We start from the raw sequence: 8,401 nt of genomic DNA on the forward strand, positions 1-8,401 counted from the left end.
CCCGTGTCAAACTGGAATAAGAGAACTACGATGCCCTGGATACAAATCAAGATTAATACCACTGGCACCCATGCCGAAGAGCTGGGCGACGCGCTGATCGAACAGGGTGCGGTATCCGTCACTTTCCAGGATACCCATGACAATCCGGTATTTGAGCCGCTGCCAGGCGAAACCCGCCTGTGGGGTGATACCGATGTGATCGGCCTGTTTGATGCCGAAACCGAGATGAGCGAAGTGGTTGCGGGTCTGCAGCAGCATCCGCAGCTCGGCGCCGGTTTCCATCATAAGATCGAGCAGATCGAAGACAAAGACTGGGAACGTGAGTGGATGACCAATTTCCACCCGATGCGTTTCGGCGAGCGTCTGTGGATCTGCCCGAGCTGGCGTGATGTGCCGGATGCAAATGCGGTCAACGTAATGCTCGATCCTGGTCTGGCTTTTGGTACCGGCACCCACCCGACCACCGCGCTCTGTCTGACGTGGCTGGATGGTCTCGATCTGCAGGGCAAAACCATTATCGACTTCGGTTGTGGCTCCGGCATTCTGGCGATTGCCGCGCTGAAACTGGGCGCTGCGCAGGCTATCGGTATTGATATCGATCCGCAGGCGATTCAGGCCAGTCGTGATAACGCAGAACGCAATGGCGTTTCCGATCGCCTGTCGCTGTATCTGCCGCATCAGCAGCCGGAAAATCTCTCTGCCGATGTGGTGGTCGCCAATATCCTTGCCGGCCCGTTACGCGAGCTGGCGCCGCTGATTAGCGTGCTGCCAACCACGGGTGGTCACTTAGGACTTTCCGGTGTACTGGCCAGTCAGGCAGAGGGCGTTTGTGAAGCTTACGCTGACAAATTTGCCCTTGACCCGGTCGCCGAAAAAGAGGAGTGGTGCCGTATTACCGGCGTGCGCCGCTAAATGTGAATCATCAGGCGCAGCTGCATTTTCATCACGGTGAAACACTGCAATGGCGCCTTTTGACATGGCGGATATCACGTAAAGCAGCATATATGACGTGATTTATATCGCTATATAGCTCACAAAAAAAGAAAAAACTTTGTACACAATTTCATCGTTATTTTTTAACTTATTGTATATCAAGGAAAAATATCAGGAAGCTAACTCTCATTGCCACTTTCCTTGATCTGTTCGGGTGGATTGTTCAAAGTTTGGCCTTTCATCTTCGTTAAAAAATGCGTAATATACGCCGCCTTGCGAACATATATGGTCACTTCTTTTTCATGCGCATAGGACAACACCAGCTTCGTAATCGTTTAATAGCAGCCCCGATGGCCGGGATTACTGACAGGCCTTTCAGGACGCTCTGTTATGCAATGGGGGCCGGAATGACCGTTTCGGAGATGTTGTCGTCGAACCCGGAAGTCTGGGCCAGCGATAAGTCCCGTTTGCGTATGGTACATAGTGATGAGCCTGGTATTCGCACCGTGCAAATTGCCGGTTGCGATCCCGATGAGATGGCCCAGGCCGCGCGTTTTAACGCAGATTCTGGCGCACAGATTATCGATATCAATATGGGCTGCCCGGCTAAGAAAGTGAATCGCAAGATGGCAGGTTCGGCGCTGCTGCAACATCCTGAGCTGGTGAAGTCTATCCTCTCAGCGGTAGTGAATGCAGTTGACGTACCGGTGACCTTAAAGATTCGCACCGGCTGGGATACAGACAATCGCAATTGCATAGAGATTGCCCAATTGGCTGAACGCTGTGGTATTCAGGCCCTGACAATACATGGACGCACACGCGCTTGTATGTTCAATGGTGATGCTGAATATGACAGCATTCGGACAGTTAAGCAGAACGTTTCCATTCCGGTTATCGCGAATGGAGACATTACTGACCCGCACAAAGCCAGAGCAGTACTTGACTATACGGGGGCTGATGCCCTGATGATAGGCCGTGCTGCTCAGGGAAGACCGTGGATCTTCCGGGAAATCCAGCATTATCTGGACACTGGGGAGCTGCTGGCACCGATGCCGCTGGCAGAAGTTAAGCGCTTGCTCATCGGGCACTTACGGGAACTGCACGACTTTTATGGTCAGCGCAAGGGATACCGTATTGCCCGGAAGCACGTCTCCTGGTATCTCCAGGAGCACGCCCCGAACGACCAGTTTCGGCGCACATTCAACGCCATTGAGGATGCCAGCGAACAGCTGGAGGCGTTGGAGGCATACTTCGAAAATTTGCCCAAACAGAAATAAAGAGCTGACAGAACTATGTTCGAACAACGCGTAAACTCTGACGTACTGACCGTTTCTACCGTAAATTCACAAGATCAGGTTACCCAAAAACCTCTGCGTGATTCGGTCAAACAGGCACTGAAGGGCTATTTTGCTCAATTAAATGGTCAGGATGTGAATGATCTGTATGAGCTGGTACTGGCTGAAGTAGAACAGCCTTTGTTGGACATGGTGATGCAATACACCCGTGGCAACCAGACCCGTGCAGCCCTGATGATGGGTATCAACCGCGGTACACTGCGTAAGAAACTGAAAAAATACGGCATGAACTAAGGTTTCGGTTCATTGTTATGAAGGCGCTGCTTAATAATCAGCGCCTTTTTTAATCCCTGCCAGTAGTCAGACTTCTCTGACTTATGTAAAGTTTCAGCGAAGCGCCAACTTCCCGGCTTAAATGATGTCTGATGCTATGTACCGCGATGGATTAATTTCTTTGTGCGTTACATTACCTATTCACGCATAAAGAGATACTAATGAAAGCACCAAAAGCGCCACCGGCCTTCTCACGGGATTTGCTACGCCCGCGTTACTGGTCGACATGGGCAGGTCTGGGTCTGCTTTTCTTGCTGGTTCAGCTTCCTTTCCCGCTGCTGGAAAAACTCGGCACCTGGATGGGCCGCACTTCGATGCGTTTCTTAAAGCGCCGGGTGCGCATCACACGCCGCAACCTGGAACTCTGTTTCCCCGATTTAGCGCCTGACATGGTTGAGCAGCGTATTGTCCGCAATTTCGAATCACTGGGCATGGGCCTGCTGGAAACCGGTATGGCGTGGTTCTGGTCCGACGCGCGCGTCAAACGCTGGTTTACCGTTAATGGCCTGCAAAATCTGCAACAGGCTCAGCAAGGCAATCGTGGCGCACTGATTATTGGCGTGCACTTTATGTCACTGGAGTTAGGTGGTCGTGTGATGGGCATCTGTCAGCCGATGATGGCGATGTATCGCCCGCACAACAATAAATTGATGGAGTGGGTGCAGACTAAAGGCCGCATGCGCTCGAATAAAGCGATGATTAATCGTCGTGATCTGCGCGGCATGGTGAGCGCCCTGAAACAGGGTGAAGCGGTCTGGTTCGCGCCAGATCAGGACTACGGCCCAAAAGGCAGCGTGTTTGCCCCGCTGTTTGCCGTGCCCCAGGCGGCGACCACCAGCGGGACCTATATGCTGGCGCGGCTGGCCAAACCGGCGATGGTAACGGTAGTGCTGATTCGCAAAGAGAACGGCAAAGGTTATGAGCTGGTGATCCAGCCTGAACTGCAGGACTACCCATTAGAAGATGAGCACGCCGCTGCTGCCTATATGAATAAAGTGATTGAGCGCGAAATTATGCGCGCGCCAAATCAATATATGTGGCTGCATCGCCGCTTTAAAACGCGTCCGGCGGGAGCCTCTTCCCTCTACTAGCCCCCATTATGCGAAAAGCCCGTTTGTGCAAAACAAACGGGCTTTTTTTGTTTCTGCCGTAACCCAGCCAAAAACGGACCGCCGCAACTGCGCTCACGGTCACACTGCTTCTATATAGTGAAACTATTTGCACTGTTTGTGATCGCCGCATCTGGTATTGCCTCTATTTGGTGCGCGATATTAATGAAACTTACTAATCAGAACCAGGTATTAATATCCCTTTCCAGTGATTTCAGGATTCTGCAATTTTGGCATTCCATTTGCAAAGTCGTGGAAGGCTTAACGCCGCAGACAGGAAAAAGTGCACTGCAATAAAGCGCACTAAACATAAAAAATCAATTACGCCACACAGGATGCTTTATGAATAAAATGATGCTTTCAACTTTGATTGCCACTGCGGCACTGTTTACAGTTGCTAATCAGGCTCATGCTGGCACCACGCTGGACGCCATTAAAAAGAAAGGTTTTGTGCAGTGCGGTATCAGCGATGGCCTGCCGGGCTTCTCGTATGCTGATGCCAGCGGTAAGTTTACTGGTCTTGACGTTGACGTATGCCGCGCAACGGCTGCTGCGGTATTTGGCGATGCCACTAAAGTGAAATACACCCCACTGACTGCGAAAGAGCGCTTTACCGCCTTACAGTCTGGTGAAGTAGATATCCTCTCGCGTAATACCACCTGGACCTCAGCTCGCGATGGCGGCATGGGCTTTATGTTCGCTGGCGTTAACTATTATGACGGTATCGGCTTCCTCACCCATAACAAAGCCGGACTAAAGAGCGCGAAAGAGCTTGATGGCGCGACAGTCTGTCTGCAGGCCGGTACTGATACCGAACTCAATGTGGCTGACTTCTTCAAAGCCAATAACATGAAATTCACCCCGGTCACCTTCGACCGCTCCGATGAGTCAGCCAAAGCGCTGGACAGCGGCCGCTGCGATACGCTGGCTTCTGACCAGTCTCAGCTGTATGCACTGCGTATTAAACTGGGCAAACCTGGCGAATTTATCGTGCTGCCGGAAGTGATCTCGAAAGAGCCACTGGGACCGGTGGTACGTCGTGGTGATGATGACTGGTTCACCATCGTTAAATGGTCATTTAACGCCATGCTGAACGCTGAAGAGATGGGTATCACCTCGAAAAACGTTGATCAGATGGCCGCTAAACCGACCACGCCGGATATGGCTCACCTGTTAGGCAGTGAAGGCGACTTCGGTAAGGATCTGAAGCTCGATAACAAATGGGCTTATAACATCATTAAACAGGTCGGCAACTATCAGGAAAGCTTTGACCGCAACGTCGGTAAAGACAGCGCGCTGAAAATCGCCCGTGGTCAGAATGCTCTGTGGAATGCTGGCGGCATCCAGTACGCTCCACCAGTACGTTAATTCCCACCGTTTACCGGGCGCCGCACACGCGGTGCCCACGCCAGAGTTTCCGTAGCTGAGGTTTCAACATGTCTCAACGCCCAACCGTGAAAAGGGATATTTCATTCAGCAATCCAGCGGTGCGCGCATGGCTTTATCAGATTATCGCAATTGTCGCGGTTTTCGCCGTGGTGGGTTATCTGATTCATAACACCGTAGTGAACCTGGGCAACCGTGGTATTACCTCCGGTTTTGGCTTTCTTGAGCGCAGCGCCGGTTTTGGTATCGTCCAGCATCTGATTGATTATTCAGATTCCGATACTTACGCCCGCGTCTTTCTTGTCGGTCTGACCAATACCCTGCTGGTTTCCGCGCTCTGTATTGTTTTCGCCACTATTCTGGGATTTTTTATTGGTTTAGCGCGTCTGTCCGATAACTGGCTGCTGCGCAAAATTTCGAATATCTATATCGAAATTTTCCGTAATATCCCGCCATTGCTGCAAATCTTCTTTTGGTATTTTGCCGTATTGCGCAATCTGCCGGGACCGCGTCAGGCACTTAACGCTTTCGATCTCGCTTTTGTCAGCAACCGCGGTCTCTATATTCCGTGGCCAGAATACGCGCCCGGCACTCTGCCTTTTCTGGTCGCGCTGTTGATTGCGATTGCCGCCAGCGTCGGCCTGTTCCGTTTTAACCGTAAATATCAGTTAAAAACCGGCCAGCTGCGCCGTAGCTGGCCCAGCGCGCTGGCGATGCTGATTGTGTTTCCGCTGGTAGCGCACCTTACGTTCGGCGCCGCAATGCACTGGGACGTGCCGGAATTGCGTGGCTTTAACTTCCGTGGTGGCTTCGCGTTGATCCCGGAACTGGCGGCCCTGACGCTGGCGCTTTCGATCTATACCTCATCGTTTATCGCTGAAGTGATTCGCTCCGGGATCCAGTCAGTCGATCACGGCCAGCACGAAGCCGCACGTTCACTCGGGCTGCCAAATCCGGTCACCCTGCGTCAGGTAATTATCCCGCAGGCAATGCGCGTGATCATTCCACCGCTTACCAGTCAGTACCTGAATATCGTGAAAAACTCGTCGCTGGCAGCAGCGATTGGTTATCCGGACATGGTATCGCTGTTTGCCGGCACGGTACTGAATCAGACCGGACAGGCCATCGAAACCATTGCCATCACCATGGCGGTCTATCTGATCATCAGCCTGTCGATTTCGCTGTTAATGAACATCTATAACCGCAAAATCGCCCTGATTGAGCGTTAAGAGAACGGTATCATTATGACTGTAACCACTCATGAAACTCCGCCGGTACCCACCAATGCGTTTTCACGCATGGTGAGCTGGGCAAGAAAAAATCTGTTCTCCAGCTGGTCCAACTCCCTGCTGACGCTATTCTGTCTGTGGGTGATCTGGACAGTGATTCCTCCGGCCCTGAACTGGCTGATATTCCAGGCGAACTGGATAGGCAGCACCCGCGCCGACTGTACTAAAGATGGCGCATGCTGGGTGTTTATCCATGCCCGTTTCGGCCAGTTTATGTATGGGCTCTATCCGCACGAACTGCGCTGGCGCATCAATCTGTCACTGGTCATTGGCCTGCTGTCGATTATCCCGATGTTTATCAAAACCCTGCCACACCGCGGGCGCTATATTGCCATCTGGGCAGTCAGCTACCCGATTGTGGTGTGGTTGTTGCTGTATGGCGGCTACTTCGGTCTGGAGCGGGTGGAAACACGCCAGTGGGGCGGCTTAACCCTGACGTTAATTATCGCCTCAATCGGTATCGCGGGTGCACTGCCGCTGGGGATTTTATTAGCGCTGGGTCGCCGTTCCCGTATGCCGGTATTACGCACGCTGTCGATTATCTTTATCGAGTTCTGGCGCGGCGTGCCGCTGATTACCGTACTGTTTATGTCCTCGGTAATGCTGCCGCTGTTTATGGCGGAAGGCACCAGCATCGACAAACTGGTTCGTGCTTTAGTCGGCGTTATCCTGTTTCAGTCAGCTTATGTTGCTGAAGTGGTGCGTGGTGGCTTGCAGGCGTTGCCTAAAGGCCAATATGAAGCCGCAGAATCGCTGGCACTGGGCTACTGGAAAACCCAGGGCCTGGTGATCCTGCCGCAGGCGTTGAAAATGGTGATTCCGGGGCTGGTTAACACCATTATTGCCCTGTTTAAAGACACCAGTCTGGTGATCATCATTGGTTTATTTGATCTTTTCAGTAGTGTGCAACAGGCAACTGTCGACCCGACCTGGCTCGGTATGTCGACTGAAGGCTATGTTTTCGCCGCGCTGGTCTACTGGATTTTCTGTTTTAGCATGTCGCGCTACAGCCAGCATCTGGAAAAGCGCTTTCACACCGGGCGTACACCGCACTGAGGTTTAAAATGACTCAATCTAAAATGAATTCTGACGACGCGATGATGATTACGCTCGAGAATGTTAACAAGTGGTATGGACTGTTCCATGTGTTGAAAGATATCAATCTGAAGGTCAAACCGCGCGAGCGTATCGTGCTGTGTGGTCCTTCAGGCTCCGGTAAATCAACCACCATTCGCTGTATTAACCATCTGGAAGAGCATCAGCAGGGACGTATTGTTGTCGATGGCACTCTGCTGAATGATGATCTGCGCAATATTGAACGCGTGCGTACTGAAGTGGGAATGGTATTCCAGCACTTTAATCTGTTCCCGCATCTGACCGTGTTGCAAAACTGCACTCTGGCACCAATTTGGGTGCGTAAGACACCCAAGAAAGAAGCAGAACAGCTGGCAATGCACTATCTGGAGCGCGTACGTATTGCCGAGCATGCACATAAATTCCCCGGCCAGCTCTCCGGTGGTCAGCAGCAGCGCGTGGCTATCGCCCGCTCGCTGTGCATGAAGCCGAAAATCATGCTGTTTGATGAGCCGACTTCCGCACTGGATCCGGAGATGGTGAAAGAGGTACTGGATACGATGATTGGTCTGGCAGAGGATGGCATGACCATGCTGTGCGTCACCCATGAGATGGGCTTTGCCCGCACTGTCGCTGACCGGGTGATCTTTATGGATCGCGGCGAGATCGTCGAAGAGGCGCCGCCGCAGGAGTTCTTCTCCAATCCGAAGTCAGAGCGTACCCGCGCATTCCTGTCGCAGGTAATTCACTGATCGGCTTTAAACGGGCGGCGAAAACGCCGCCCCAACGTCTCGCCACCCATAAATCACAGACACAAAAAAGCCCCATGCTTTCGCATGAGGCTTGTTTGTTTAATTGATGCCTGGCAGTTCCCTACTCTCGCATGGGGAGACCCCACACTACCATCGGCGCTACGGCGTTTCACTTCTGAGTTCGGCATGGGGTCAGGTGGGACCACCGCGCTAAAGCCGCCAGGCAAATT

The 8,401-nt window shown here is 52.3% G+C and carries 8 protein-coding genes and 1 rRNA gene; 8 read left to right on the forward strand and 1 reads right to left on the reverse strand.

Features of this window, described 5'->3' with window-relative positions; translation table 11 throughout:
• Positions 1-30 precede the first annotated feature (30 nt).
• The 8 genes from prmA to N5923_RS04775 all read left to right on the forward strand — a co-directional run bounded on the left by prmA (position 31) and on the right by N5923_RS04775 (position 8,171).
• Positions 31-912: a 50S ribosomal protein L11 methyltransferase gene (prmA, locus tag N5923_RS04740; protein WP_267140744.1), complete on the forward strand. Its 882-nt coding sequence runs from the start codon at positions 31-33 to the stop codon at positions 910-912.
• 323 nt (positions 913-1,235) lie between these two features.
• Positions 1,236-2,210 (forward strand): tRNA dihydrouridine synthase DusB, encoded by a 975-nt coding sequence (gene dusB / locus N5923_RS04745; protein ID WP_267140743.1) that lies wholly within the window; start codon positions 1,236-1,238, stop codon positions 2,208-2,210.
• Positions 2,211-2,225: 15 nt separating this feature from the next.
• Entirely contained in the window at positions 2,226-2,522 is a 297-nt protein-coding gene (fis, locus tag N5923_RS04750; RefSeq protein WP_004097144.1) for a DNA-binding transcriptional regulator Fis, read from the forward strand.
• Between the two features lie 200 nt (positions 2,523-2,722).
• Positions 2,723-3,652 carry a kdo(2)-lipid IV(A) palmitoleoyltransferase gene (lpxP, locus tag N5923_RS04755; RefSeq protein WP_267140742.1) on the forward strand — a complete coding sequence of 310 codons (930 nt, stop codon included), beginning with the start codon at positions 2,723-2,725 and terminating at the stop codon, positions 3,650-3,652.
• A 360-nt stretch (positions 3,653-4,012) separates the two neighbouring features.
• Entirely contained in the window at positions 4,013-5,038 is a 1,026-nt protein-coding gene (locus N5923_RS04760) for an amino acid ABC transporter substrate-binding protein (RefSeq protein ID WP_267140741.1), read from the forward strand.
• A gap of 68 nt (positions 5,039-5,106) precedes the next feature.
• Positions 5,107-6,285 (forward strand): amino acid ABC transporter permease, encoded by a 1,179-nt coding sequence (locus N5923_RS04765; RefSeq protein ID WP_267140740.1) that lies wholly within the window; start codon positions 5,107-5,109, stop codon positions 6,283-6,285.
• Positions 6,286-6,300: 15 nt separating this feature from the next.
• On the forward strand, positions 6,301-7,401 hold the full coding sequence (locus N5923_RS04770) for an amino acid ABC transporter permease (protein WP_267140739.1): 1,101 nt from the start codon (positions 6,301-6,303) through the stop codon (positions 7,399-7,401).
• A gap of 8 nt (positions 7,402-7,409) precedes the next feature.
• On the forward strand, positions 7,410-8,171 hold the full coding sequence (locus tag N5923_RS04775) for an amino acid ABC transporter ATP-binding protein (RefSeq protein ID WP_323372660.1): 762 nt from the start codon (positions 7,410-7,412) through the stop codon (positions 8,169-8,171).
• 108 nt (positions 8,172-8,279) lie between these two features.
• On the opposite strand, the gene rrf is transcribed toward N5923_RS04775, so the two are convergent.
• Positions 8,280-8,395: ribosomal RNA gene (gene rrf, locus N5923_RS04780) — 5S ribosomal RNA — on the reverse strand.
• Positions 8,396-8,401: the final 6 nt, after the last annotated feature.

The sequence above is a fragment of the Winslowiella arboricola genome (assembly GCF_025527015.1).
Taxonomy (GTDB): Bacteria; Pseudomonadota; Gammaproteobacteria; order Enterobacterales; family Enterobacteriaceae; genus Erwinia; species Erwinia arboricola.

Bases quoted from the DNA above. Each gene is read 5' to 3' on its own strand.
- prmA (WP_267140744.1), top strand. From the start codon at position 31: ATGCCCTGGATACAAATCAAGATTAATACCACTGGCACCCATGCCGAA.
- dusB (WP_267140743.1), top strand. From the start codon at position 1,236: ATGCGCATAGGACAACACCAGCTTCGTAATCGTTTAATAGCAGCCCCG.
- fis (WP_004097144.1), top strand. From the start codon at position 2,226: ATGTTCGAACAACGCGTAAACTCTGACGTACTGACCGTTTCTACCGTA.
- lpxP (WP_267140742.1), top strand. From the start codon at position 2,723: ATGAAAGCACCAAAAGCGCCACCGGCCTTCTCACGGGATTTGCTACGC.
- N5923_RS04760 (WP_267140741.1), top strand. From the start codon at position 4,013: ATGAATAAAATGATGCTTTCAACTTTGATTGCCACTGCGGCACTGTTT.
- N5923_RS04765 (WP_267140740.1), top strand. From the start codon at position 5,107: ATGTCTCAACGCCCAACCGTGAAAAGGGATATTTCATTCAGCAATCCA.
- N5923_RS04770 (WP_267140739.1), top strand. From the start codon at position 6,301: ATGACTGTAACCACTCATGAAACTCCGCCGGTACCCACCAATGCGTTT.
- N5923_RS04775 (WP_323372660.1), top strand. From the start codon at position 7,410: ATGACTCAATCTAAAATGAATTCTGACGACGCGATGATGATTACGCTC.